Origin of the sequence: Vibrio sp. SALL6 (assembly GCF_002002385.1) — a bacterium.
Classification (GTDB): domain Bacteria; phylum Pseudomonadota; class Gammaproteobacteria; order Enterobacterales; family Vibrionaceae; genus Vibrio; species Vibrio parahaemolyticus.
Genome location: NZ_MQVK01000017.1, coordinates 27780 through 54444, shown reverse-complemented (window position 1 = coordinate 54444; position 26665 = coordinate 27780). Strand labels below are relative to the sequence as shown.

General features: G+C 47.1%; 24 protein-coding genes. 15 read left to right on the top strand and 9 right to left on the bottom strand.

All coding sequences use genetic code 11. The annotated features are described in order from the left end of the window. Positions 1–218 precede the first annotated feature (218 nt). From frdA to frdD, 4 genes are read left to right on the top strand one after another with little or no spacing between them, the layout of a single operon-like run. The gene (gene frdA, locus BIW15_RS09920) at positions 219–2018 is read left to right on the top strand and encodes a fumarate reductase (quinol) flavoprotein subunit (protein ID WP_005496469.1); all 1800 of its coding nucleotides are present in this window, start codon (positions 219–221) and stop codon (positions 2016–2018) included. Beyond that, on the top strand, positions 2018–2758 hold the full coding sequence (locus BIW15_RS09915; RefSeq protein WP_005456956.1) for a succinate dehydrogenase/fumarate reductase iron-sulfur subunit: 741 nt from the start codon (positions 2018–2020) through the stop codon (positions 2756–2758). Before frdA ends, BIW15_RS09915 begins: the two co-directional genes overlap by 1 nt. A 2-nt stretch (positions 2759–2760) precedes the next feature. After that, positions 2761–3144 (top strand): fumarate reductase subunit FrdC, encoded by a 384-nt coding sequence (frdC, locus tag BIW15_RS09910; protein ID WP_005381491.1) that lies wholly within the window; start codon positions 2761–2763, stop codon positions 3142–3144. An 11-nt stretch (positions 3145–3155) separates the two neighbouring features. After that, positions 3156–3533: a fumarate reductase subunit FrdD gene (gene frdD, locus BIW15_RS09905; protein ID WP_005456924.1), complete on the top strand. Its 378-nt coding sequence runs from the start codon at positions 3156–3158 to the stop codon at positions 3531–3533. Positions 3534–3634: 101 nt separating this feature from the next. On the opposite strand, the gene BIW15_RS09900 is transcribed toward frdD, so the two are convergent. Together BIW15_RS09900 and efp are read right to left on the bottom strand one after the other, a co-directional pair. Next, positions 3635–5038: an SPFH domain-containing protein gene (locus tag BIW15_RS09900; RefSeq protein WP_005456928.1), complete on the bottom strand. Its 1404-nt coding sequence runs from the start codon at positions 5036–5038 to the stop codon at positions 3635–3637. Positions 5039–5306: 268 nt separating this feature from the next. Then, the gene (gene efp, locus BIW15_RS09895; RefSeq protein WP_005456976.1) at positions 5307–5873 is read right to left on the bottom strand and encodes an elongation factor P; all 567 of its coding nucleotides are present in this window, start codon (positions 5871–5873) and stop codon (positions 5307–5309) included. Positions 5874–5906: 33 nt separating this feature from the next. Here efp and epmB point away from each other — a divergent pair, with 33 nt between their 5' ends. From epmB to BIW15_RS09875, 3 genes are all read left to right on the top strand, one after another. Then, the gene (gene epmB / locus BIW15_RS09890; protein ID WP_021449794.1) at positions 5907–6929 is read left to right on the top strand and encodes an EF-P beta-lysylation protein EpmB; all 1023 of its coding nucleotides are present in this window, start codon (positions 5907–5909) and stop codon (positions 6927–6929) included. Between the two features lie 707 nt (positions 6930–7636). After that, on the top strand, positions 7637–8851 hold the full coding sequence (gene alr, locus BIW15_RS09885) for an alanine racemase (RefSeq protein ID WP_077280925.1): 1215 nt from the start codon (positions 7637–7639) through the stop codon (positions 8849–8851). 251 nt (positions 8852–9102) lie between these two features. Next, the gene (locus BIW15_RS09875) at positions 9103–9600 is read left to right on the top strand and encodes an MgtC/SapB family protein (RefSeq protein WP_005482203.1); all 498 of its coding nucleotides are present in this window, start codon (positions 9103–9105) and stop codon (positions 9598–9600) included. Between the two features lie 82 nt (positions 9601–9682). Here the strand turns inward: BIW15_RS09875 and BIW15_RS09870 are convergent, their stop codons facing one another. From BIW15_RS09870 to BIW15_RS09860, 3 genes are all read right to left on the bottom strand, one after another. After that, the gene (locus BIW15_RS09870; RefSeq protein ID WP_005457036.1) at positions 9683–10246 is read right to left on the bottom strand and encodes a VC2662 family protein; all 564 of its coding nucleotides are present in this window, start codon (positions 10244–10246) and stop codon (positions 9683–9685) included. Between the two features lie 299 nt (positions 10247–10545). Then, a complete protein-coding gene (groL, locus tag BIW15_RS09865) occupies positions 10546–12189 on the bottom strand; it encodes a chaperonin GroEL (RefSeq protein ID WP_005482180.1) in 1644 nt (547 codons plus the stop codon). Positions 12190–12266: 77 nt separating this feature from the next. Then, a complete protein-coding gene (locus BIW15_RS09860) occupies positions 12267–12557 on the bottom strand; it encodes a co-chaperone GroES (protein WP_005381516.1) in 291 nt (96 codons plus the stop codon). A gap of 229 nt (positions 12558–12786) precedes the next feature. On the opposite strand from BIW15_RS09860, the gene BIW15_RS09850 reads away from it, so the two are divergent. Then, a complete protein-coding gene (locus BIW15_RS09850) occupies positions 12787–14169 on the top strand; it encodes an MATE family efflux transporter (protein ID WP_023583864.1) in 1383 nt (460 codons plus the stop codon). 94 nt (positions 14170–14263) lie between these two features. Here BIW15_RS09850 and pfkA read toward each other — a convergent pair whose 3' ends face one another. The 3 genes from pfkA to BIW15_RS09835 form a co-directional block, all read right to left on the bottom strand. Next, on the bottom strand, positions 14264–15226 hold the full coding sequence (gene pfkA, locus BIW15_RS09845; RefSeq protein WP_005460467.1) for a 6-phosphofructokinase: 963 nt from the start codon (positions 15224–15226) through the stop codon (positions 14264–14266). A gap of 284 nt (positions 15227–15510) precedes the next feature. Further along, the gene (gene fieF / locus BIW15_RS09840; protein WP_077280924.1) at positions 15511–16419 is read right to left on the bottom strand and encodes a CDF family cation-efflux transporter FieF; all 909 of its coding nucleotides are present in this window, start codon (positions 16417–16419) and stop codon (positions 15511–15513) included. Between the two features lie 115 nt (positions 16420–16534). Then, positions 16535–17047 (bottom strand): CpxP family protein, encoded by a 513-nt coding sequence (locus tag BIW15_RS09835; RefSeq protein ID WP_077280923.1) that lies wholly within the window; start codon positions 17045–17047, stop codon positions 16535–16537. A 190-nt stretch (positions 17048–17237) separates the two neighbouring features. Here BIW15_RS09835 and BIW15_RS09830 point away from each other — a divergent pair, with 190 nt between their 5' ends. The 4 genes from BIW15_RS09830 (at position 17238) to trmL (ending at position 20602) form a co-directional block, all read left to right on the top strand. Next, on the top strand, positions 17238–17927 hold the full coding sequence (locus BIW15_RS09830) for a response regulator (RefSeq protein ID WP_023583865.1): 690 nt from the start codon (positions 17238–17240) through the stop codon (positions 17925–17927). Then, entirely contained in the window at positions 17927–19330 is a 1404-nt protein-coding gene (gene cpxA / locus BIW15_RS09825) for an envelope stress sensor histidine kinase CpxA (RefSeq protein WP_042772959.1), read from the top strand. Before BIW15_RS09830 ends, cpxA begins: the two co-directional genes overlap by 1 nt. Positions 19331–19402: 72 nt before the next feature. Beyond that, positions 19403–20011: a superoxide dismutase gene (locus BIW15_RS09820; RefSeq protein ID WP_025525892.1), complete on the top strand. Its 609-nt coding sequence runs from the start codon at positions 19403–19405 to the stop codon at positions 20009–20011. A gap of 111 nt (positions 20012–20122) precedes the next feature. Continuing rightward, positions 20123–20602 (top strand): tRNA (uridine(34)/cytosine(34)/5-carboxymethylaminomethyluridine(34)-2'-O)-methyltransferase TrmL, encoded by a 480-nt coding sequence (gene trmL, locus BIW15_RS09815; RefSeq protein ID WP_005460447.1) that lies wholly within the window; start codon positions 20123–20125, stop codon positions 20600–20602. Between the two features lie 70 nt (positions 20603–20672). On the opposite strand, the gene BIW15_RS09810 is transcribed toward trmL, so the two are convergent. Further along, positions 20673–21191: an FxsA family protein gene (locus BIW15_RS09810; RefSeq protein WP_005460455.1), complete on the bottom strand. Its 519-nt coding sequence runs from the start codon at positions 21189–21191 to the stop codon at positions 20673–20675. Positions 21192–21650: 459 nt separating this feature from the next. Here BIW15_RS09810 and aspA point away from each other — a divergent pair, with 459 nt between their 5' ends. The 3 genes from aspA to BIW15_RS09795 all read left to right on the top strand — a co-directional run bounded on the left by aspA (position 21651) and on the right by BIW15_RS09795 (position 26587). Then, on the top strand, positions 21651–23102 hold the full coding sequence (gene aspA, locus BIW15_RS09805; protein ID WP_005460458.1) for an aspartate ammonia-lyase: 1452 nt from the start codon (positions 21651–21653) through the stop codon (positions 23100–23102). Positions 23103–23277: 175 nt separating this feature from the next. Further along, positions 23278–24585: an anaerobic C4-dicarboxylate transporter gene (locus BIW15_RS09800; protein ID WP_005457503.1), complete on the top strand. Its 1308-nt coding sequence runs from the start codon at positions 23278–23280 to the stop codon at positions 24583–24585. Between the two features lie 160 nt (positions 24586–24745). After that, complete coding sequence (locus BIW15_RS09795) at positions 24746–26587, top strand: protein-disulfide reductase DsbD (RefSeq protein WP_077280922.1); 1842 nt, start codon at positions 24746–24748, stop codon at positions 26585–26587. Positions 26588–26665 lie beyond the last annotated feature (78 nt).

Sequence of the window (26665 nt, the reverse complement as noted above, 5' to 3'; positions counted from 1 at the left end):
GTTTGAGTTTCAAATGTTTCGTGCCGTGATAGCAGTCACATAACCTATAAATTCTATGCCCTTAAGTGCATTACCGAAGCAAAAACCCAATTACATCAATTTTTCTGCCATGTGGCTCATCTACACTAACCCTACTACTTTTGGGGAGTTCTTTTAAAAGAGCGCCTCGCAATCACAATAACAAGCGGATTTCCGCAATCACACACTGGAGGATAACTGTGCAAATTATCACCACAGATATCGCAGTCATCGGCGCAGGCGGCGCTGGTCTTCGTACTGCTATTGCAGCGGCTGAAGCAAACCCTGACTTAGAAGTCGCTCTGATTTCTAAAGTTTATCCAATGCGCTCCCACACGGTCGCTGCAGAGGGTGGCTCAGCAGCAGTTATCAAGGATGAAGATAGCTTAGACAACCACTTCAACGACACTGTTGGCGGTGGTGACTGGCTATGTGAACAGGATGTTGTTGAATACTTTGTAGAGAACGCGACTCGCGAAATGATCCAAATGGAGCAATGGGGTTGCCCATGGAGTCGTAAAGAGAACGGTGAAGTCAACGTACGCCGCTTTGGTGGTATGAAGGTTGAACGTACTTGGTTCGCTGCAGACAAAACTGGCTTCCACATGCTTCATACGCTATTCCAGACATCAATGAAGTACAGCAACATCAAACGTTTTGATGAGTACTTTGTGTTGGATCTGCTTGTTGATGAAGGCGAAGTTCAAGGTCTGATTGCTATTCACATGTCTGAAGGCGAGCTTGTTACTATCAAAGCAAAATCTGTTGTTCTAGCAACAGGTGGCGCGGGCCGTGTTTACCACTGTAACACCAACGGCGGTATCGTAACGGGCGATGGTATGGCAATGGCTTACCGTCACGGCGTTCCTCTACGTGATATGGAATTCGTTCAATACCACCCAACAGGTCTTCCTGGCACAGGTATCCTGATGACGGAAGGTTGTCGTGGTGAAGGCGGTATCATCGTTAACAAGAACGGCTACCGTTACCTACAAGATTACGGCATGGGCCCTGAAACTCCAGTTGGCCAACCGAAGAACAAATACATGGAACTGGGTCCTCGTGACAAAGTTTCTCAAGCTTTCTGGCACGAACAACAGAAAGGCAACACCATCAAACACCCACTGGGTGACGTGGTGCACCTAGACCTTCGCCACCTTGGTGAAGAGTACCTACAAGAGCGTCTACCGTTCATCTGTGAGCTAGCAAAAGCTTACGTAAACGTGGACCCTGCAAAAGAGCCAATTCCAATTCGTCCAACCGTTCACTACACCATGGGTGGTATTGAAACGGACGGCGGTTGTGAAACTCGCATTAAAGGCCTATTCGCGGTGGGTGAATGTGCGTCTGTTGGTCTTCACGGTGCAAACCGTCTAGGTTCTAATTCACTGGCTGAATTCGTGGTATTTGGCCGCGTAGCTGGTGAAAACGCAGTGAAACGTGCGGCAGAATTCAAAGGCTGGAACGACGCGGCAATTGACGCGCAAGTAAAAGCCGTTGAAGAACGCATCGCGAAACTGATGAACCAAGAAGGCGACGAAAACTGGGCAGAGATCCGCACAGAAATGGGTCACACCATGGAAGCGGGCTGTGGTATCTACCGCCAAGAAGATTTGATGCAAGCGACTATCGACAAAATCACTGAGTTGAAAGAACGCTACAAACGCATCAGTATCAAAGACAAAGGTAAAGTGTTCAACACAGACCTTCTATATGCAATCGAAGTGGGTTACGGCCTAGAAGTCGCAGAAGCGATGGTTCACTCTGCGATTCTACGTAAAGAATCTCGCGGCGCGCACCAACGTCTAGACGATGGTTGTACAGAGCGTGATGACGTGAACTTCCTAAAACACTCACTTGCTTTCTACAAACCAGATTCAGCGCCAAGTATCGATTACAGCAATGTGACCATCACTAAGTCACAACCAAAAGCTCGTCTATACGGTGAAGCAGCAGAAAAAGCAGCGGCTGAAGAGAAGAACGCAGAGGAGCAAGCATAATGTCAGCAAATCGCATTCAAAAAGTAGACATCCTGCGTTACGACCCAGAAAAAGATGCAGAACCATACAAGCAAACATTCGAAGTACCATTCGATGAAACCATGTCTGTGCTTGACGCACTTGGCTACATCAAAGATCACCTAGACAAAGATCTGTCTTACCGTTGGTCTTGCCGTATGGCGATCTGTGGTTCTTGCGGCATCATGGTGAACAACGTACCGAAACTTGCTTGTAAGAGCTTCCTACGTGACTACCCAGACGGCGTGACTATCGAGCCTCTAGCAAACTTCCCAATCGAGAAAGACTTGATTGTTGATATGACACCGTTTATCGAACGTCTTGAAGCAATCAAACCATACATCATTGGTAACGACCGTAAACCAGAAGACGGTACGAACTTGCAAACGCCAGAACAGATGGCGAAATACAAGCAGTTCGCTGGCTGTATCAACTGTGGTCTGTGCTACGCAGCATGTCCTCAGTTTGGTCTAAACCCAGAGTTCATCGGTCCTGCGGCACTAACGCTAGCGCACCGCTACAACCTAGACAGCCGTGACAACGGTAAAGATGAGCGTATGAAGCTTATCAACGGTGAAAACGGTGCTTGGGGTTGTACGTTTGTTGGTTACTGTTCTGAAGTTTGTCCAAAGAACGTTGACCCAGCAGCGGCAGTAAACCAAGGCAAAGTGGAGTCTTCTATGGACTTCGTGATTGCTATGTTGAAACCTCAGGAGGCATAAGGATGAGCAACCGTAAACCTTACGTTCGTGAAGTAAAACGCACTTGGTGGAAGAACCATCCTTTCTACCGCTTCTACATGCTACGTGAAGCGACTGTGCTTCCTTTGATCCTATTCACTCTGTTCCTAACTTTCGGTTTAGGTTGCTTGGTGAAAGGTCCTGAAGCTTGGCAAGGTTGGTTAGCGTTCATGGCGAACCCAATCGTAGTCGCAATCAACATCGTTGCACTGCTAGGTAGCCTATTTCACGCTCAAACTTTCTTCAGCATGATGCCACAAGTAATGCCAATTCGTTTGAAAGGCAAACCAGTGGACAAGAAAATCATCGTATTGACTCAGTGGGCCGCTGTTGCGTTCATCTCACTGATCGTTCTCATCGTGGTGTAAGGAGCTGAGCAATGAAACCGAATTATAGTGTAAACACATCACCAAAACGTTCTGATGAGCCAATCTGGTGGGGTCTGTTTGGTGCGGGCGGTACTTGGTTCGCGATGCTGACGCCAATCACTGTTCTTGTGCTAGGTATCTTGGTACCACTAGGCGTGATTGACGCAGAAGCGATGAGCTACGAGCGTGTCTCTGCATTCGCAACCAGCATCATCGGTGCGCTATTCATCATTGGCACGCTAGCATTGCCAATGTGGCATGCAATGCACCGTGTACACCACGGCATGCATGACCTTAAATTCCACACTGGTGTGATTGGTAAAGTAGCATGTTACGCATTTGCAGGCTTAATCACTGCACTAGCAGTTATCTTTATCTTCATGATTTAAGAGACTGACCAAAAAGAAAAAGCTGGCTCAATGCCAGCTTTTTTATTGCTTTGGGTTACCAATGATCTTTTTGCTTTTTAAGCTTTTGACCACCCATGATCTTATTGCTGTGTGACCTTCTTTGTCTGGTCCATAAGACCCAGAGCACCAAAGCCAGTAATCACATCTAAGTTCGTTTTCAAGCCCGTTTCGTCACTTCCACCGATGTAGTTTTGTGGCATCTGAACTTGGAAGTTTTGCAAGTTGTTATACAACGAGTTCGCTACGTCTCGATTCAATTCCGCCAAGTAAACTTCACGGTTTGCTCCTAACGCCGCATACTTACCTTTTAAAACTTCAGATTCTGCGCGACCTTTCGCTAATATCGCTTTCGCTTCAAACTCTGCGGAAAGTGCGTTCGCTTTTTGAATCGCTAAGTTAGCCTCGGCAATTGCCAACTCTTTCTCTTTCTCAACTTCTGCAAGTCGTTTGGTTTTTTCCACTTCGACGATTTCACGTTCCGCGATTTGGCGCGCAACCTCGACCTCTTTTTGCTGTGAAATAATCGCCAACTCTTTCTGACGCTGTGCATCTTGCACTTCACGAGTACGTTGAATTTCTTTCCGCAACTGCTCCGTTTCCGCCTGTGCTTTCGACGTTTCTTGTTCCTGAATCGCACGAATGCGATCTGCCACTAAACGCTTTTTATCCGCCAGCAATTGGTCGAGCTGTTTCTCTGGTTGTGGATCACCAATGGTCACCTGCGTTACCTGAATACCGTATTGTTGCAACGGGTTATCTTGACGAATCGGTTGCCCGGTTTTGTCTACGACTGGCACGGTTTTCCAAACCAGCTGATTGGTACGTTGCAATTGGTTCGCGTTAGCCTGATTCGCCCCAACAGGCGCAAGGTCCAGTTCTTCCACTTCAACCTGACGTCGCTCTGTAAGATAAATACCCTCTCGCAACTGATCGCCAAGTTTCGATTTGAACTGGTTCAAACCACCTTGGAAAAACTCCTCTCCGGTGTATTGCGTGGCGGTAATCACTGTCACGTTACGCGCATTTTTCACAAGCAGCGCGTCGATCAAGTTGTTGTTATTGCGAAACTCACGATGCATCTTTTTTAGAGCTTCTGGATCGTTACTCAATTTAAAGCGGAACGTCACTGGTATTTGGCCAATATAGGTATCAGCGAAACGAACTTGAACCGAATCAAGACGTTGGTAAAAGTCTTCACCCTTGCTGTTACCAAAAGACACAGTGATCACTTGATCGTACTTAGTGATTTTGGATAGAAACGGCATCCGGAAATGAATACCAGGTTCAGTAAACACATCCAACTCACCAGTGATGTTGTTTTGATGCACATAACTATAGCCCGCATCTGTCATCAAAACCGAACTGTTGATCGTTAAGCCTACAGCCAATAAAGGCACACCAATCAATGCCGCTTTTATCCCGCGGTGAAGCAACTGACGTCGTTCTTCTACTTTTAAGCCTTGTCCTAAGCTTCTGCTTTCCATGTTTTTCTCCTTATTATTTCGGTTGTCATTGAGTTAAATCGATGAAAATCAAGCTGCTATGCAACTCGCTGACAACAGGTGTTAATGTATCAAATTGTTACATTAAGAAATAATCGAAAGATTCATGAAATTAATGCGATTTTTACGAATAATACAAAATCGATAAGAATATGCGGTGAGCTTCGTATTTCGCTGAAAAGCAGTAGAAAAGGGAAATTGCGGGCAATAAAAAAGGCCGCCGAAGCGACCTTTCTCAGAGAAGTATTAATTACTTCACACGACCTACGTATTCACCAGTACGAGTGTCAACTTTGATCACTTCGCCAATTGCGATGAATAGTGGAACACGAACAACAGCGCCAGTTGCTAGTGTAGCTGGTTTACCACCAGTACCTTGAGTATCACCTTTCAGACCTGGATCAGTATCTGTAACTTCTAGCTCAACGAAGTTTGGTGGAGTAACGGTAATTGGGTTACCGTTCCAAAGTGTGATCATACAAGTGTTGTTTTCTACCAACCACTTAGCGTTTTCACCTACCGCTTTCGCGTCAGCTGCGATCTGTTCGAACGTTTCATTGTTCATAAAGTGGTAGAATTCGCCGTCTGAATATAGATAATCTAGGTCGATATCCATTACGTCTGCCACTTCACAAGTGTCACCAGACTTGAATGTTTTCTCTAGCACTTTACCAGAAAGAAGTTTACGAATTTTCACGCGGTTGAACGCTTGGCCTTTACCTGGTTTAACGTATTCGTTTTCCAGAATTACACAAGGCTCATTATCAAGCATTAACTTAAGACCGCCTTTAAATTCATTGGTGCTAACTGTAGCCATTTTTTCCTCTTACATTCTTAGAGCTAAATTCCAATGCCGCACATAATAACCCGAAAAGTCGATTCTGTTGAGCAAAACTGGCTCAAACAGTTGGCGAATGGGATCTCTGATCCTGCAAAATTGCTCGAAATACTGGAAATAGATCCCTCACCGTGGCAAGACGGGTTTGCCGCACGCAAGCTGTTTGCACAGCGTGTACCGCAAAGTTTTGTCGATAGGATGGAAAAAGGCAATCCTAAAGACCCTCTTTTGCGTCAGGTTTTACCCTTGAGTGACGAGTTTGAAGTGCATGCAGGCTATTCCAATGATCCTCTTGACGAACAGGACAATGCGATCCCGGGATTGCTGCATAAATACAAAAACCGAGTGCTGATGATCGTCAAAGGCGGCTGTGCGGTGAATTGCCGTTATTGCTTCCGTCGTCACTTCCCATATCAAGAGAACAAGAGCGGCAAACAAGCTTGGAGCCAGTGCCTCGAATACATGGCGGAAAAACCAGAGCTCAATGAGGTGATTTTCTCTGGCGGTGATCCATTAATGGCAAAAGACGATGAGATTCATTGGCTGCTGGAACACATTGCTAAGATTCCGCACATCAAACGTCTGCGCATTCACAGCCGTTTGCCTGTAGTGATCCCAGCTCGAATCACAGATGAGCTGTGTCAGTTGCTAAAAGCGTCACGCTTGCAAATTATCCTTGTTACGCACATCAACCATGCTAATGAGATTAACGATGAGCTGCGCCAGGCAATGAAAAAACTAAAAGAAGCCAATGTCACCCTGCTAAATCAGGGAGTTTTACTAAGAGGCGTTAATGATTCCGTTGATGCCTTGAGCCAGCTCAGCGAGGCCCTGTTCGATGCTGGGATCATGCCGTATTACTTGCATGTGCTAGACAAAGTCCAGGGAGCGGCCCATTTTATGGTCGATGACGAACGAGCCCGACAACTAATGGCAGGCTTATTAGAAAACGTCTCTGGCTACCTGATCCCGACCCTCACCCGTGAAATCGGCGGCCGAAAAAGCAAAACGCCGCTCGACCTACACCTTGCATAACCATCTATAACCCCTACAAATCATGAGATTTTGTGTCGGTCGAGACGCAAAATCTTACGATTTCTCTCTGATTTTTGTTTATTTTCAGAAAACTCAATAAAAAAGACACCAAACCGTTCTAAAACATTTAAGTCTCATGTAGTCTCTGCCGCCTAGATTATTTGCGACACAAAATATGGAATGAAAATCACACTATTGTGATGAAAAATGGTCGAGTTTACGACATCCATATTCAACCAAACTGAAGATGAAAGACGTTAAGAACGGTAGCCAGTAAACGTGAAGTCTACGCAATGGTAAATGCCTTCATCGCCTTTAAGGCAGCCCTGCGGAAAGTTAACCCGTCCACCAGAAAGTATTGCGGCAACCATTACCTAGCTGACACCGATGATTCGGGACGTAACCAAGCATTCTGTCGACCAGGCAAACGCCTCACTTAACGGTTTACGCAGCGAAATCTCAACCGTTACCAAAGCATGGAAGAGAGGACTGAATCGGTCAAAGAGAGATCTCTTCCTGCGAACACTTATCATTCAATCTTGCCGCACTGAGCAACAGTGCCGAAGAAAACCGATTATCTACTAAGGACGCACAACAAGGGGTTGAAGAGCGGAAACGCAAAGCTACTGCGCTACGCGACGTTGTGCATCTATTTACACTTTAACTTCAACCAACAAGAAGAAAAAACTCATAACAGGAGATATCCTTTGAAACTGAAACTTAGCCTAACTGCACTGGCTCTGATGGGCCAAACAGCCGCACATGCCGCTCCTCTGCTAGTTGATTTTGATGACAGCGAGCGCGAAGAGCGCGTTCAGGCGAGCAACGCTTGGCTAGAAATTGATACTCAGGCATTTTCAAATAATATTCAGTTGCTTCAGAAGGATCTAAAGGGCAACACTCAGATCTGTGCAATCATGAAGGCTGACGCGTACGGTAACGGTATCGCAGGCCTGATGCCTAGCATCATCGCGAACAACGTTGCATGTGTAGGTATCACCAGTAATGAAGAAGCTCGCGTAGTGCGTGAGCACGGCTTCGAAGGCAAGATCATGCGTGTCCGTGCGGCTAGCCGCAACGAAATTGAAAACGGCGTACAGTACGAAATCGAAGAGCTGATTGGCACTAAGATGCAGGCGGATCAAATCATCGAGATTGCATACAACTACAATACCGTTATTCCTGTTCACCTTGCTCTGAATACTTCAGGCATGGGTCGTAATGGTCTGGATCTGACAACGTATGAAGGTCAGGTTGAAGGTGTGGAAATCGCAAGCGATCCTAACCTAAAAATCGTAGGTATGATGACCCACTTCCCGAATGAAGGTCTTGATGAAATCCGCCGCAAGGTTGACCGTTTCAAAGTAGAAACAAAGTGGCTAATGGACAGCGCAGGTCTGAAACGTAAAGACATCACACTACACGTGGCTAACTCTTACATCACGCTAAATCTGCCTGAAGCACATCTGGATATGGTTCGTCCTGGCGGCATGCTGTACGGTGACTACCCTGCAACCCTACCTTACGAGCGTATCGTGTCTTTCAAAACACGCGTAGCATCACTGCACTTCTTCCCTGCAGGCAGCACAATCGGCTACGGCAGCACTAAAGTTTTAGAGCGTGACTCTATCCTGGCTAACCTGCCTATCGGCTACTCAGACGGTTTCGCCCGTTCACTAAGCAACAAAGCTGACGTTCTGATCAACGGTCAGCATGCTCGCGTAATGGGTAAAGCGTCAATGAACACTACTATGGTTGATGTCACTGACATCATTGGTGTTCAGGCAAACGACGAAGTAGTTGTATTTGGCCGCCAAGGCTTTGAAGAAATCACAGCAGAAGAAACCGAAGAGAAAAGCGGTCGTATTCTGCCTGAGCACTACACTATCTGGGGTGCAACTAACCCTCGCGTTTACCGTTAAACGGCAAGTGCAATAGTCACCAAGGCCAGTCTCATACTGGCCTTTTTTATGCCTGTTGTTTAATAACAGTCATTCCATCAAAACGATAAAATAAGATCATCGCCAATTTGATCGTTTTTGCTCTCCATTTGGCTCATCGTCGCGCTCCAAACCAGAAGCAGATGTTCAATGTAAATTTGTCGACACGAACGATCCTTTTTGTTCGCTTTGCAGGATAAGTCTATGCATACTCCGCTGCTTTGGAGGTCAAGATGCATACAACATTCGAACAAATTTTCGATCTTGGCCCATTCAGTTGGCCTGCCCTATTTTGCTGTGCCATCAATGGGTTAATGATTGGCATAGAACGCCAAACCCGTGGTAAACCAGTAGGTATTCGCACAGCAATTCTCATTATTTCAGGCACCTACCTGTTTATGTCGATGGCAGTGTCATTATCACCAAACACGCTCGACCAAGCTCGTGTGCTTGGTCAGATAATTACTGGCGTCGGCTTCTTGGGTGCAGGCGTGATGATGACGCTGGATGGCAAAATCCATGGCGTCACTTCGGCAGCCGTCATTTGGGTACTGGCAGGGCTCGGTTTGATGATCGGCCTCGGTTACTTAATGCAATCGGTCGTGATTACCTTGCTTGCGTTGAGCGTTCTGCTTGGCGTGGATAAAGCCGAAAACCGTATCAAGGCGTTACGTCGCGGTGTTCATCAAAAAATTCAGCAGCGCAAAACCTCCTCTCGCTTGATCAAATAAGAGAATGGTTGGCCTGTTTCAATTTTCCAATAAAAAAGCCCGCGAACATCGCGGGCTTTTTTGTATCAGGCTTTCGCTAAGCTTATTTAGCGAAGTTGATGATAGGGAAACATTTGAAGAAGCCGTTATCCGCACAGTTCAACAGACCAATTTGCACGCCATCGATTTGGTCAGTCATGTTGAAGAAGCCAAGTTGGAAGTTAGACTTTTTAGAAATACTCGCCAGACCAACGTCTGCCATGGTGTAACCTTCTGAGTAGTTCACCGCACTCCAGTTTAGGCCTTTCACGTTGTTCGTGATGTTTACCGCACCAAAGTTCACACCGGTTGTTTGGCCTTGGTTCCAGTTAACCAAACCAAGTGATGCACCTTTCATTTCTTGGTTTACTTTCGCTGCCCCAAAGAACAGACCGAAGTTCACACCCGTAGTACGGTCAGTTTCAGACATACCTAGAACTGAGAAGTCGACGCCTTTTACTTCGTTTACTTGGCCATGCAGTACCGCCAAACGAACACCACCAACAGCAGAGTTTGATGGAGCGTTAGTATGGTCGATCGTTGAAAACATCACAGGGGTACTGTTCGCAAGAGCAACAGGTGATGCGATAGTGGCTGCAACAGCCAATGACGTCATAAGCTTTTTCATTTTTATCTCCATGATGGTAAGCAGTAATTTACAACATAGTGTAATGTTCAGATTTTGCGCTATTCGGACACAAAAAGTGTTAGCAATAGGTCATATTTAACAATCTGACTATCCTAGAAAAAAATTCATCTCAGTTATTTTTCTGTTTTTCCACTGACGCTGCCGGAACGCATCCCTCACAATTCACATCTTCTTTTATCTGCACTGAAAAATGCACAGTGGGCAAACACCAGACGCAAAAAAGCCGAGGTTCACACCTCGGCTTTTTGTTCTACTCGGCTTGGAATAGCGCGGGATGATTACATCATGCCCATGCCACCCATACCGCCCATACCACCCATGTCAGGCATGCCTGCACTTTCTTTTTGTGGTAGGTCAGTTACCATCGCTTCTGTTGTGATCATTAGACCAGCGACAGACGCTGCAAATTGTAGAGCGCTACGAGTTACTTTAGTTGGGTCTAGGATACCCATCTCTAGCATGTCGCCGTATTCACCCGTCGCTGCGTTGTAGCCGTAAGAACCTTCACCCGCTTTCACGTTGTTCGCAACAACAGAGTCTTCGTCACCTGCGTTCTTCGTGATTTGACGGATTGGTGCTTCCATTGCGCGTAGCGCAACGCGGATACCAACGTTTTGTTCTTCGTTGTCGCCTTCTAGGTCAACAATCTTAGATGCAGCGCGGATTAGTGCAACACCACCACCAGCAACTACGCCTTCTTCAACCGCTGCGCGAGTCGCGTGTAGCGCGTCTTCTACGCGGTCTTTTTTCTCTTTCATTTCAACTTCAGTCGCTGCACCCACTTTGATTACTGCAACACCGCCAGCCAGTTTAGCAACGCGCTCTTGTAGTTTCTCTTTGTCGTAGTCTGAAGTTGCGTCTTCGATTTGTTGACGAATTTGAGCAACGCGGCCTTGGATCATCGCTTCTTCACCCGCACCATCGATGATGGTTGAGTTTTCTTTCGTAATGCTTACACGCTTAGCCTGACCTAGATCTTCAAGCGTTACTTTTTCTAGTTCTAGACCGATTTCTTCAGAAATCACAGTACCGCCAGTCAGGATAGCGATGTCTTGTAGCATTGCTTTACGACGGTCACCAAAACCAGGCGCTTTAACCGCAGCAACTTTCACGATGCCACGCATGTTGTTCACAACCAATGTCGCTAGTGCTTCGCCTTCTACGTCTTCTGCGATGATTAGCAGTGGACGAGATGCTTTTGCTACTGCTTCTAGAGTTGGTAGAAGCTCACGGATGTTTGAGATCTTCTTATCAACTAGAAGGATGAATGGGTTTTCTAGCTCAACGCTGCCCGCTTCTTGGTTGTTGATGAAGTAAGGAGATAGGTAACCGCGATCGAACTGCATACCTTCTACTACGTCTAGCTCGTCTTGTAGAGCCTGACCTTCTTCAACAGTGATAACACCGTCGCGGCCAACGCGTTCCATTGCTTCAGCAATGATATTACCTACGCTTGCGTCAGAGTTCGCAGAGATAGTACCAACCTGTGCGATTGCTTTGGTGTCGTTACACTCAACAGAAAGCTCTTTTAGTTGCTCTACTGCCGCTGCAACAGCTTTGTCGATACCGCGCTTAAGATCCATTGGGTTCATACCCGCTGCAACTGCTTTTAGACCTTCATTCACGATTGCTTGCGCTAGTACGGTTGCTGTTGTTGTACCGTCACCCGCAGCGTCGTTTGCTTTAGACGCTACTTCTTTAACCATTTGCGCGCCCATGTTCTGGAACTTGTCTTCCAGCTCAATTTCACGCGCTACAGATACACCGTCTTTAGTGATGGTTGGAGCACCGAAAGATTTATCTAGAACTACGTTACGACCTTTAGGACCCAGTGTTACTTTCACTGCGTCAGCCAGAACGTTTACACCTTCTAGCATCTTAACTCGTGCGTCATTACCAAATTTAACGTCTTTAGCAGCCATCTTTGATTTCCTTTCTAAAATTCTTTGTGTTTGATTTTCAATTTGAATCTGAGCAAAAAATTACTCAATGATTGCTATTATTCAACGATCGCCATGATGTCGTTTTCAGACATGACAAGCACTTCTTTACCGTCGATTTTTTCAGTTTTAGTGCCGTAACCTTCAGCGAAGATAACGGTGTCACCAACTTTTACGTCTAGCGGTAGTACTGTGCCGTTTTCTAGGATGCGGCCTTTGCCTACAGCTAGAACAACACCGCGAGTTGATTTTTCCGCAGCAGAACCAGTAAGAACGATGCCACCAGCAGACTTAGATTCAACTTCTTTACGTTCAACGATAACTCGGTCATGTAATGGACGAATGTTCATCGGTCGTCTCTCCTGAAAATTTCCATGTTTATTTGATAATTGCCCGCGTTGGGGCACGTGATCCCTATATAAGGGGTCAAACGAGTAATCCCAAGGGGGAGACGTATTTTTTTTGTGACTTAGTTAAAATAACGAACAGCTAAGCAACGGTTTGCGTGCGAAATGCTCACTCGCCCAGCTTCTCGCTTTCTTGTATCCTTGCAGTTTGCCCACCAGATAGATGTTCAACATGCTGGAAAAGAACAAGCCAGAAAGCCACGCGACAGATAAGCATGGTTTGCTGAGCGCGCCCATTCCCGAAACACTGCGCAAGATGACCGTCCCCATGACCATGGGCATGATCGCAATTTTGATGTTTAACTTGGTGGATACGTTTTTTATCTCGTTGTTGGGGACGCATGCCCTGGCGGCAATCAGCTACACGTTTCCTGTCACCTTTGCGGTTAACTGCATCACGATGGGGATCGGGATGGGGCTATCGACCAACATTGGCCGCTTGCTTGGTCAAGGTCATGCTCCACAAGCGGCGCGATTTACGACTCACGGTTTGCTGTTGGCGGTGTTGCTCGTCGCTATCGCTTCTTCTATTGGCTTTGCTACCATTGCGCCACTGTTTCGTTTTCTTGGCGCGACCGACGATCTGATTCCGCTCATCGAACAATACATGCAGGTGTGGTACCTCACCATTCCGCTGTTGGTGATCCCAATGGCGGGCAACAGTGCGATCCGTGCCACTGGCGACACTAAGACACCCGCTAAGATCATGATGTTGGCCGGTCTGATCAACGGCATGCTCGATCCACTACTGATTTTCGGTTATGGCCCCTTCCCAGAACTTGGCATTCAAGGCGCTGCTATAGCGAGTGCCTTTAGTTGGCTAGGCGCTTTGTGCGGCTCTTTCTATGTGCTGGTTAAACGCGAAAAACTGCTCGCACAACCTCAATGGGCCTCATTGAAACAAGATTGGCAACAGACGTTAAAAATTGGCACCCCTGCAGCGCTATCCAATGCGATGAATCCGTTATCGGGGGCGATTTTGATGATGCTGCTATCTAGCCACGGCACGGCAGCGGTGGCAGCTTATGGCGCTGCGCAGCGTATTGAGTCGATTCTGATCTTAGTGTTGATGTCGCTGACCTCCGCACTCACGCCATTTATGGCGCAGAACTTAGGGGCAAAAAATCCTCAGCGCGCTTTCTCTGGTTTGTTTCTCAGCATGCGTTTTGCAGTGGTGTTCCAAGGGTTTATCTTCTTGATGATGGTGCCATTGAGCATTCCTTTAGCGGCGTTATTTTCACAAGAAGAAACCGTAAAGAATCTACTTTGGCACTATCTACTAGTGGTTCCATTTAGCTATGGTTTCCAAGGTATTGTGATGATGTTGGTGAGTGGGCTGAATGCGATGCACAAGCCGCTACGCGCTTTCCAATGGAGCTTCATGCGTCTGTTTGTGTTTACGCTGCCTGCTGCATGGGTTGGCAGCCAAGTGTACAGCATTGAAGGCTTGTTCATCGGTATTGCGCTGGGCAACACACTAGGTGGGCTGCTGGGTTACATGTTCGCGTTGCGCGAACGTAAATTGACGCTGATTGAACAAAACAGCGCTTCGTAAGATTCTACCCGATACATCAGCTTCCTTTCGCTGATACTCAAATACAAAAAAACCGCGGAAAGCCGCGGTTTTTCTTTATCTATTTCAAGCTTGCTTAGAACAGTTCTTCAGCAACTTTGTATAGATCGTTACGCACTGGACGCTTCATGTTTTCGATCGCATCGATGATGTCGTGGTGAACAAGTTGCTCTTTCACGATACCGACACAACGACCGCCATGACCTTCAAGCAGTAGGTGAACAGCGTAGTTACCCATGCGAGATGCTAGAACGCGGTCAAATGCAGTTGGACGACCACCACGTTGGATGTGACCAAGTACTGTTGCACGAGTTTCACGACCTGTAGCCGCTTCAATGTCACGAGCCAGTTCATTTGCATCCATCATTAGCTCAGTAAGCGCGATGATTGCGTGTTTCTTACCTTTTGCGATGCCGTCTTGGATGTTGCTGATCAGCTTGTCTTTGTCTAGACCAGTTTCTGGAGTGATGATGTACTCACAACCACCCGCGATTGCAGACATCAGAGTTAGGTCACCACAGTGACGGCCCATGATTTCTACAATTGAAATACGTTGGTGAGATGAAGAAGTATCACGTAGACGATCGATTGCATCGATAACTGTGTTTAGTGCACTTAGGTAGCCCACAGTGTAGTCAGTACCAGCGATATCGTTATCGATTGTGCCTGGAAGACCGATACATGGGTAACCCATTTCAGTCAGTTTCTTCGCACCCATGTACGAACCGTCGCCACCGATCACGACTAGCGCGTCAATACCATGTTTCTTTAGGTTCTCGATCGCTTTTTCACGCACTTCCACTTGTTTAAATTCAGGGAAACGTGCAGAACCTAGGAACGTACCACCTTTGTTGATCACATCTGAAACGCTAGAACGATCTAGCTTCTCGATGCGGCCTTCGTATAGGCCTAGGTAGCCGTCGTACACACCGAAAACTTCCAATCCCTCGGATAGTGCTGTACGTACTACGCCGCGTATAGCAGCGTTCATACCAGGTGCGTCACCGCCACTTGTTAAAACACCGATCTTCTTAATCATGCTCACCCTCGATCTTTGGCAATCAATTATTTAATTTTCTTTTAGGCCCCTTGTTACCAAGCAACCTGCATAATCCAGAACTGTGCGTTATGTTACATTTCCTCTACAGGAATACCAATTAAAACGCACTTTTTTATGTAACTTTTCTACTTATGTAAGAGTATTACAGTTTCTCTTTGAAACTTTGTTGATTCACATCAGGATCACGAATCTTAATAAGCATTGATGGAAAGATAGTCAATAAGCGCTTGTTTGTCGTTAAGATCAAAACGTTTTTTCGACTCTTACCAATCTTGTGCTTTTTGCTCTTTTTCTGGCCCAAATACCACCGACAACGGATCTTGATGGATCAATACATCCGCTCCTGGGAACAATGCCAATAAGTTATCTTCCACTTTATCGGCGATATAATGCGCCTCAATTAAACGCAAGTTGTCATCCAATTCCAAATGCAATTGAATAAAACGTGTTGGACCAGACATACGGGTACGCAACTGATGTACACCCAGCACGCCTTTCACGCTCAAACAAGCTTGGTTAATTTGCTCAAGCTCTTCATCGGGCAGCTTTCTGTCAAGCAACGTTTGAATCGCTTCGCTGACCATTTTGAAGGCGCTGTAAAGAATGAAGATGCCAATGCCAATCGCGAAGACCGCATCCGCTTGCGTTACACCAAAGTAGCTGAGCCCTAGCGCGACCATGATCGCCCCGTTCATGTATAAATCCGTTTGATAGTGCAACGAATCTGCCGCGATTGCTTGGCTGCCCGTGATGCGCACCACGCGTTTCTGGAACATGACCAAACCAAACGTCACCATCATCGCAAACAAGGAGACATACACACCCAGCTCCGGCGCGTTCAGTTCGTGTGGCCTGAAGAAACGATCGATACCGTTTAGGATCAAAAATACCGCAGAGCCGGAGATAAACATCGCCTGTGCCAACGCAGCGAGAGACTCGGCCTTACCATGCCCAAAAGTATGTTCTCTGTCGGCTGGTTGCAGCGAATAGCGAACCACCACCAAATTCACCACTGAAGCGGCGATGTCCAGCATCGAATCAATAAGCGATGCCAATAGGCTGACCGATCCCGTCACCCACCATGTGATGACTTTTACAATGAGAAGAAGCGTCGCCACTATGGTTGCTGTCCAAGCTGCCGTCGTGACTAAGCGTGCATATTGCTGTTTCATAATCAAAGAGTTAACTCAAACCGTATTTTGAGTATACGTTGAATGCGCGTGAAATCGCCAGATCAAAAAGAGGCAACCTGTGGCTGCCTCTTCATATATATCATCGGATCATGACTTAATTATTGCGGTGTTTTCCCATGCGTTGTTGCATTTGGCCACCACATTCTTGCATGCGCTCGTTTTGCAGTTTTACAAATTCAGCTTTTTGCTCTGGAGTCAGCACGCTCAACATTTGGTGTTTTCTCTCCAGCATTTTCACGCGGTGCTCAGTTTGGCGCTCAACCATCTCTTTCGCTAGAGCTGTGGCTTGCGCTTCATCGAACGTATCCGCTAGCAATAGAGACTGCATTTTCGCGTGATGCGCTTGGCGCTCTGCCATGCGTGCTTCGCGGTTTTGTGAATATTTGCCTTTCATTTCCGCGCGGTTTGCATCACGGAAAGATTGCAGTTGGTCTTTTTGTGCATCAGTTAAGTTCAAATCGCGCATAATGCCGCGGTCCATACCCATACCACATTCATCGCGTGGGCCTTTGTGGTGATCTTTACCACCAAATGCGAATGCACTCGCAGTGCCTAAAGTTAGAGGTAGAACAACAGCAGCTAACACAAGTTTTTTTGCAGATTTCATAATTCGATTCCTTACACAAGTGAGTGATTCTTCTGGGCTGTTCTCACAGCGCTTGAGTATAGAATACGACTCGCTAGGTAAAGCGGCGTATAGGGAGCGTAAAGAATCGTAAAGAGTGATTTTTGCCCTCTTCGTCGCACATCAATCCAATGTAATATTAAGTAAACGGTAACTGACCAAAGGTGCCCCGATGGCAAACATTCTTTTAATTGATGACGACATAGAACTGACAAGCCTATTAAAAGAGGTGCTCAGCTTCGAAGGATTCGAAGTCAGTGAAGCAAACGACGGTGAAGCCGGCCTTGCCGCAATCAACAGCGATATCGACCTCATCCTACTGGATGTAATGATGCCAAAATTGAATGGTATGGAAACGCTGAAGCGTCTGCGAGAGAACTGGGAAACCCCCGTGTTGATGTTGACCGCCAAAGGCGAAGAGATTGATCGAGTGATCGGTTTAGAGCTCGGCGCAGATGACTACTTACCAAAACCTTTCAGCGACCGAGAGCTGCTCGCTCGTATTCGTGCGATTTTACGTCGCACCAATAACACGCAGAAAAACGGCAAAAACAGCGATTGTATTGAGTACCAAGAGTTGCGCCTGTATCCGGGCAAGCAAGAGGCTTACTGCGATCAACAATTGCTGGATCTAACCGCAACCGAGTTCGCGCTGTTGACCCACTTTGTCCAAAACCCAGGACACGTACTCACCAAAGAGACGTTGAGCCTCGACGTACTAGGTAAAAGACTGGCGGCCTTTGACCGTGCAATCGATATGCACGTGTCGAACTTACGCAAAAAGCTGCCCGATCAAAGCAATGGCAAACCGCGCATCAAAACCCTACGTGGTCGCGGCTATATGCTGCTTGAGGAGGATTAATGCGCCTATCACGCATCAAACTGCCAAAGATTAATAGCTTGTATGGACGCATCTTTGCCATCTTTTGGTTCACTATGCTGTTGGTATTGATAGCCGTGCTATCACTGCCACATTTGGATCCAAGGAAAGCACGCGACATTCCCGACGAGCATTATCAGCGGATCATTGAAACGCGTGATGCCATTCAAAACAAATACAGCAAAGAAACCGATCTAGGACGCATTTTATTCCGTGTAGAGGGCAATCGCGCAGGTAAACATGACCCACGACCACGAGTGTTCTTTTCGGATTACAACGGCAACGTCTTAACCACCGATAAGCGCAGCAACTTTCAACTGCGTGCGATGCAAAACTTTGTCACCAGTATTGAAGATTACAACAAGCCAAAACAGAGACTTTATGGCCGCTATATGATTGCCGGCCCTGTGCCAATCGTTCTGGCCGACTCTGATCTTCTGATGTACGTTGGCTTTAAATGGAACGAGCCACCACCGCTGCTACTGCGTCTCTTCGACCACCCATTCCAGTTACTGTTGGCCGTCATGCTGGTGAGCACGCCATTGCTGCTGTGGCTTGCTTGGGCGCTGAGCCAACCCGCAAGACGCCTTGAAGCCGCCGCGCAACGAGTGGCAAAAGGTGAGTTCGTCATCGATCCGAATCTTGAAAAAGGCACCGCAGAATTTCGTCAAGCGGGCAGCAGCTTCAACCAAATGGTCGAAGCGGTGAATCAGATGATTTCAGGTCAGCAGCGTTTACTGTCGGACATTTCTCACGAATTACGCTCGCCACTCACTCGATTGCGCATGGCCAGTGCATTAGCGACGCGCAAACAGGGTGACAGCCCTGAGTTGGTTCGCATTGATACCGAAGCGCAGCGCCTTGAGCAGATGATCAGCGAATTGCTTGAGCTCTCGCGCATGCAGGTGAACAGCCACATGACACGCGAGACACAGCCAATAGAAAGTTTGTGGGAAGAGATCATTAAAGATGCGCAGTTTGAAGCCGAGCAAATGGGTAAAAAACTCCGCTATTCAGAGATCCCTGAGCGACATATCTCAGGCAACCCAAAACTGTTGATGAGCGCGGTAGAAAACATCATCCGCAACGCGATTTATTACGGAAAAGATGAAGTGCAGATAGACATTCAAGACAAGACTGACACACTGACGATTACCGTCGATGACAACGGTGATGGTGTGCCGGATGAAGAGTTAGAAGCGATTTTCCGTCCATTTTATCGTGTGTCTACTGCTCGTGATCGTCACTCTGGCGGCACAGGATTAGGGTTAACCATCACCGAAAGTGCGATTCGTCAGCACAGCGGTACGATTGTCGCGAGCCGTAGCCCACTGGGAGGTTTGCGCGTCTCCATCACGCTGCCTTTAGTCAAAGTAGGCAAATAACCCTACAAGATTTCAGTTGATAATGATTTTCATTAACATTAGAGTAAATCCTCCGATTAAGGAGGATTTACTATGTCGCATACATTTCCCGCTCTGCCTTACCCATACGATGCGTTAGAGCCATACATCGACGCAAAAACCATGGAAGTGCATTACAGCAAACACCACAAAACTTACTTCGATAAATTCGTCACCGCCGTGCAAGGCAGTGATCTTGAAACACAATCGCTAGACGAAATCTTCGCTGCTATTTCGCAACATAGCCCAGCCATTCGCAACAATGGCGGCGGCTACTACAACCACATCCTTTACTGGAATTGCATGTCGCCAGAAGGCGGCGGTGAACCACAAGGCGCACTTGCACAAGCCATCAACGACAAGTTTGGTCACTTCGAAAAGTTCAAAGACGAATTCGCTCAAGCAGCCGTTAATACGTTTGGATCTGGCTTTGCATGGTTAGTTGTGAAAGATGGCGACATCCACATCACCTCCACCAGCAATCAGGATAACCCGTTAATGGACGTGGCCGATGTACGCGGCGAGCCTATCCTTGCATTAGATGTGTGGGAGCACGCGTACTACATCAGTTATCAGAACCGTCGACCAGAATACATCGACGCTTGGTGGAATGTGGTGAACTGGCGCGCCGTCGAAGAAAACTACGCTCGCGCGCTCGTGTAACCGCTAACGATAAAGGGGGAAGGTTGGTAAGCGCCAAGCCCTCTTTTGTACCCAAGTCGCTGCACTTGGGTATATACTGCCCCTCTCTTTGACCAACTCTATTTCAATACCATGTTTGATATCGCTTTATACGAACCAGAAATCGCGCCGAATACCGGCAACATCATTCGACTTTGTGCCAACTGCGGTGCAAACCTGCATTTGATTGAACCGCTGGGTTTCGATCTGGAAGAGAAAAAAGTCCGCCGCGCAGGATTGGATTATCACGATTTGGCTCGCGTAACGCGTCATAAGAACTATCAAGCATTCTTGGAATATCTCGATAAAGAAAAGCAAGGCAATTACCGTCTGTTTGCTTGCACCACCAAAACCACAGGTCACCACGTTGATGCGCAATACCAAGCAGGTGATGTGTTGATGTTTGGCCCTGAAACTCGCGGCCTACCCGCAGAGATCATTGAAGGCTTGCCAATGGAACAGCGTATTCGCATCCCAATGATGCCAGACGCGCGCAGCCTGAACCTTTCGAATGCCGTTGCGATCATTGCTTTTGAAGCCTGGCGTCAAATGGGCTTTGAAGGGGCGTTGTAAGCTCAACGAATTCCAGACACAAAAAAGGGCGCGGAATGCGCCCTTTTGTTTTCTTGATTCACTGATTCAATCAGTTGAGCTTGTTACGATCATCGTCGTCTTTACGCTCGTATTCACCTTCGAAGGTGTTGCCGTTGTCCGAGCGAGAATCGAACGGGTCACGATGAAACGGATCTTGCTCAAATGGCCCTTGGTTTGAGAAACCACCTTGGAAGCCACCACCATGCATGGTTTTGACGACCATCTTGCTCATCAAGTATTTCGCAATCGCGGCACGCGGCGCAGGCAGCAATACCACCATACCCAACGCGTCGGTCATAAAGCCGGGTGTCAGCAATAGCACACCGGCAACCGCTAGCATCACACCTTCAAAAATTTGCTGTGCTGGAATTTCGCCTTGTTCAAGACGGCCCTGAACAGACATCAAGGTTTGAATACCTTGGCTGCGCACTAATGACGCGCCAACAAATGCCGTGATCAGCACTAATGCGATGGTTGGCCAGAGACCTAAAAAGCCCCCCACCTGAATAAATAAGCCAATTTCAATGATTGGGACGAAAATAAACGCCAATAATAAGATAGGAAACACACGCCCTCCTTTGTTTAATTCAGTGTAATGGTAAAAGCCAAGTAACCTCAAACGAATCGTTGTAAAAAAGCGTGTTCATACTCATGGCTTTTTTATTCAGGCGAACACACAGGCAAACTTTGCGAAAACACGCTATACATTTATGCGTTGCATTTGTGCGCATACCGATTTTTTCGTGCTTGAAAAGTGCCAATTTCGAACTCTAAAAAACCATGTTTGTCGAGGAAAATTGAATACCCACAAAGGGTTATTAATAACCCGTTCATACTTTGCAAATTATTGACTCATGAAAAGCGAAAAAGGTGATCTAGTTACTATTTTTATGCGCTAGGTGCAGTATGATGTGCCACATAAGTCAGGACGGATTTTCCAGCCAAAAATTCTGATGAATGGATTCTAGATTGCAGAAATGGCTAATAAATAACTTTATTATCAGAATTATCATCTAAGGATCCTGCTATGGCTACCCTATCTGATGCTCCAAAAACAGCAAACCAAGCCACTCGTATTGAAGAAGATCTATTAGGTCAACGTCATGTCCCTGCTGATGCGTACTACGGCATTCATACCCTACGTGCGATCGAAAACTTCAACATCTCTAACGTAACTATTTCTGACGTACCTGAGTTCGTACGCGGCATGGTGATGACGAAGAAAGCAGCGGCGTTGGCGAACAAAGAACTTGGCGCTATTCCTAAAGAAGTTGCTAACTACATCCTAGAAGCGTGTGATTTGATCCTAGAAACAGGCAAGTGTATGGATCAGTTCCCTTCAGACGTATTCCAAGGTGGCGCGGGTACTTCCGTTAACATGAATACTAACGAAGTTATCGCGAACGTTGCACTTGAACTGATGGGCAAAGAAAAAGGCCAATACGAGTTCATCAACCCGAACGACCACGTTAACAAGAGCCAATCTACTAACTGTGCGTACCCAACTGGTTTCCGTATCGCGGTTTACAACAGCGTACACAAACTAATGGAAGCGATTGAATACCTAAAAGGCGCATTCGATCTTAAAGCAACTGAATTCAAAGACGTATTGAAGATGGGTCGTACTCAGCTTCAAGACGCAGTACCAATGACTGTTGGTCAAGAGTTCCACGCTTGGGCTGTAACGCTAAACGAAGAGATTCGTGCTCTAGATTACACATCTAAACTCCTACTAGAAATCAACCTAGGTGCAACCGCAATCGGTACTGGTCTTAACACACCAACTGGTTACCAAGCTCTAGCAGTGAAACACCTAGCGGAAGTAACTGGCCTTGACGTTGTACCTGCAGAAGACCTAATCGAAGCGACTTCTGACTGTGGTGCATACGTAATGACTCACGGCGCGCTAAAACGTCTAGCAGTGAAACTATCGAAGATCTGTAACGACCTTCGTCTACTTTCTTCTGGCCCTCGCGCGGGTCTAAACGAATTGAACCTACCTGAAATGCAAGCAGGTTCTTCAATCATGCCAGCGAAAGTAAACCCAGTTATCCCAGAAGTAGTAAACCAAGTTTGCTTCAAAGTTCTAGGTAACGACAACACGGTTTCTTTCGCAGCAGAAGGCGGTCAGCTACAGCTAAACGTAATGGAACCAGTTATCGCACAAAGCATGTTTGAGTCTATCTCTCTACTACACAATGCGTGTGTGAACCTACGTGATAAATGTATCGACGGCATCACTGTAAACAAAGAAATCTGTGAGAACTACGTTTACAACTCAATCGGTATCGTAACTTACCTAAACCCATACATTGGCCACCACGAAGGTGACATTGTCGGTAAGATTTGTGCAGAAACTGGTAAGAGTGTTCGTGAAGTCGTGCTTGAGCGCGGCCTGCTAACTGCAGAAGAACTTGATGAAATCTTAACAGTTGAAAACTTCATGCATCCTACTTACAAAGCGAAACGCTACGAGTAAGCATTGAAGCTAAGGGGGCCCATCCAGGCCCCTTTTTTAGGCTTTTTCACGGTAACCACATTTTTAATAAGCTTTTATTGCCGTAGGCCGCTGGGTTCTGATTCTCTGAACATTTACTCCTGTTCCTGAGTGTTCAAAAAATCAGAATCAAATAAAAAACTAAAGAGGTATCAATATGGTCATGGTCGAACTCTTCGTGGTTCTGCTCTTCATCTATTTGGGGGCAAGAATCGGCGGTATCGGCATTGGTTTTGCCGGTGGTGCTGGGGTCATTGCGTTGTCTTTGATCTTGGGTGTCCCGACAAGCCAAGCGTACATTCCTGTTGACGTAATTTTGATCATCATGTCTGTAATCACGGCTATCGCAGCAATGCAAGTGGCTGGTGGTTTGGATTGGATGGTACAAGTTGCGGAAGACTTTTTGCGTAAACACCCTGAGCGCATCACCTTTTATGCGCCAATCGTGACATTCCTAATGACACTAATGGCGGGTACAGGTCACACAGCATTCTCTACTCTACCGGTTATTGCAGAAGTAGCGAAAGGCCAAGGCGTTCGTCCTTCTCGTCCACTGTCTATCGCGGTTGTGGCATCGCAAATCGCTATCACAGCGTCGCCAATTTCAGCGGCAGTTGTGGCGTTTGCTGCAATGTTGCATCCGTTTGGTGTGGATTACCTAACGCTACTTGCGATCTGCATTCCAACCACGTTCATCGCTTGTATGATCGGTGCATTCGTTGCGAACTTCATGGGCTGTGAGCTAAAAGACGATCCTGAATACCAAGAGCGTCTAGAGAAAGGCCTAATCAAGCTAAACACAGAAGCAAAACGTGAAATCCTACCAACTGCGAAAAAAGCGACGTTCATCTTCCTTGGCGCTATCGCTTTCGTCGTGTGCTACGCAGCGGCTATCTCTGGTTCAGTGGGTCTAATCGAGAACCCAGCACTGGGGCGTAACGAAGCAATCATGACGGTAATGCTGGCAGCAGCTGCGGCGATCGTAATGAGCTGTAAAATTGATGCAGGCAAAATCCCAGCAGCAGCGACATTCCGTTCTGGTATGACAGCGTGTGTGTGTGTTCTTGGTGTGGCATGGCTAGGTTCCACGTTCGTTAACGCGCACGTTGATGGCATCAAAGAAGTGGCTGGTGCACTACTAGCTGACTACCCATGGATGCTAGCACTTGTTCTATTCTTCGCGTCTATGCTGCTTTACTCTCAAGGTGCAACTACCGTTGCGCTTATGCCTGCAGCACTTGCAATCGGTGTAGCGCCACTAACAGCGGTTGCGTCTTTCGCAGCAGTAAGTGCGCTATTCGTACTACCAACTTACCCAACGCTACTAGCTGCGGTTGAGATGGATGACACGGGTTCAACTCGTATCGGTAAGTACGTATTTAACCACCCGTTCTTCGTTCCAGGCGTGGTCACCATCGCATCAGCGGTAGCACTTGGCTTCGCATTCGGTGGTCTACTGATCTAGTAGAAACAGAGTCTTACTCGGGGAGCTTCGGCTCCCTTTTTTCTTTTCTGCGCCTTGAGTATTGCTTAACAAATCTTCACTTGGATGAAACTTATTAACTCGCCTGCGGGTCTGATTGAGTTACACTAACGGCAATTATCTAAGATGAATTGAACCTTTTATGCGCGCATTACTTTCCGTTTTACTCTTAGGGCTCATTACCTTTTCCACTCCGTCTTTGGCTTTATTTGGCAAAGGCCAGTTTAACAATAGCCAGAACAACAGCTTTGGTAACAGCAACGACAGCTTTGTTCCGGTCGACCAAGCGTTCCCATTTAACTTCTACCAACAAGACGACAAGTTGATGCTCGATTGGCAGGTACGTGACGGCTACTATCTGTATCAAGAGCGCTTGTCTGTGTCTGGTGAAAACATCTCTCTTGGCGAACTGAAAATGGAAAACGGCACGCCACATAAAGATGAATTTTTCGGTGATGTGCACATCTACACCACGCCTTTATTTGTGAATGTACCGCTTGATGAGTGGCAAGAAGGCGCACGCGTAATCGTGCAATATCAAGGCTGTGCAAAGGCTGGATTCTGCTACCCGCCAGAAACTCGCATCATTCCAATTGACGCTTTTACGGCTTCCATTGCTGATTCTGCAGTCGCAACAAAACCAACGCAATCGACAGCAAACAACAACCAAACAAGCGCGACATCACCAACGGTGAGCACGTCAGTGTCATCAAACAACGCTCCAGCACCAGTCACTGAGCAAGACAGCCTCGCGGCGAACCTTGCTGACAATTGGTGGACTCCGCTGCTGTTTTTAGCTCTTGGTGTAGGCTTAGCGTTTACGCCATGTGTTCTGCCAATGTACCCAATTTTGACCAGCATCGTACTTGGCAGCGGGAAACTCAGCCAACGCCGCGCTCTGGGTTTATCCCTAGTTTACGTGCAAGGCATGGCGCTGACTTACACTCTTCTAGGCTTAGTGGTGGCATCAGCAGGCATGCAGTTCCAAGCGGCGATGCAACACCCATATGTGTTGATTGGTTTGAGTATCTTATTCGTCACGTTGGCACTCTCCATGTTTGGTGTGTACACCCTGCAATTGCCAAGCAGTGTACAAACGTGGCTAAACAACCTGAGCAACAAACAGCAAGGCGGCAGCAGCGCAGGTGTATTCGCGATGGGCGCGCTCTCAGGTCTGGTGTGCTCACCGTGTACCACAGCACCTCTGTCGGGCGCACTACTCTACGTTGCACAAAGTGGTGACTTGCTGACTGGTGGTATTGCGCTTTACGCACTGGCGATGGGTATGGGTATTCCGCTGATTCTCGTGGCGGTATTTGGCAACAAACTGCTGCCAAAAGCCGGCGGTTGGATGGACCGCGTGAAGACACTATTTGGTTTCATTCTGCTGGCAGCACCAATCTTCTTGCTTGAGCGTATCTTGCCAGAAATGTGGTCGACGGCGTTGTGGTCTGCGCTCGGTATCGCGGCATTTGGTTGGTTGTATCACATCAAAAACAGCTTGGAGTTTGGTGGCTGGAAGCAAAGTGCAATAGGCATTATTGCCGTCCTCGGTTTGTTCGCCTCCGCGCAACCAGCACTGAATTATTGGTTTGGCAATCACGAAACCCAAGCACAGCAAACAACGGTTAGCTTTACTCGCATTGCTAATGTGGCCGAGCTTGAAGATCAACTGGCGTTGGCGAAAGCAGCAGGTAAACCTGTCATGCTCGACTTCTACGCCGACTGGTGTGTAGCGTGTAAAGAGTTTGAGAAGTACACCTTCCACGATCCAAAAGTCGAAGCCAAGCTGCAAGACTTTGTGTTGCTGCAAGCGGATGTCACCAAAAACCAAGTGCAAGATATTGAGCTACTCAAACACATGAACGTGCTGGGTTTGCCGACCATCGAATTCTGGGATGCGAAAGGCGAACACGTTTCAAACGCTCGTTTAACTGGCTTTATGCAAGCCGAGCCTTTCTTAGAGCACATCAATCGATTCTGATATCACATCATTCAAACGCCAGCGATTTTCGCTGGCGTTTTTTGTTGCACAGATTTGAATGAGAAAAATGCGGCTATA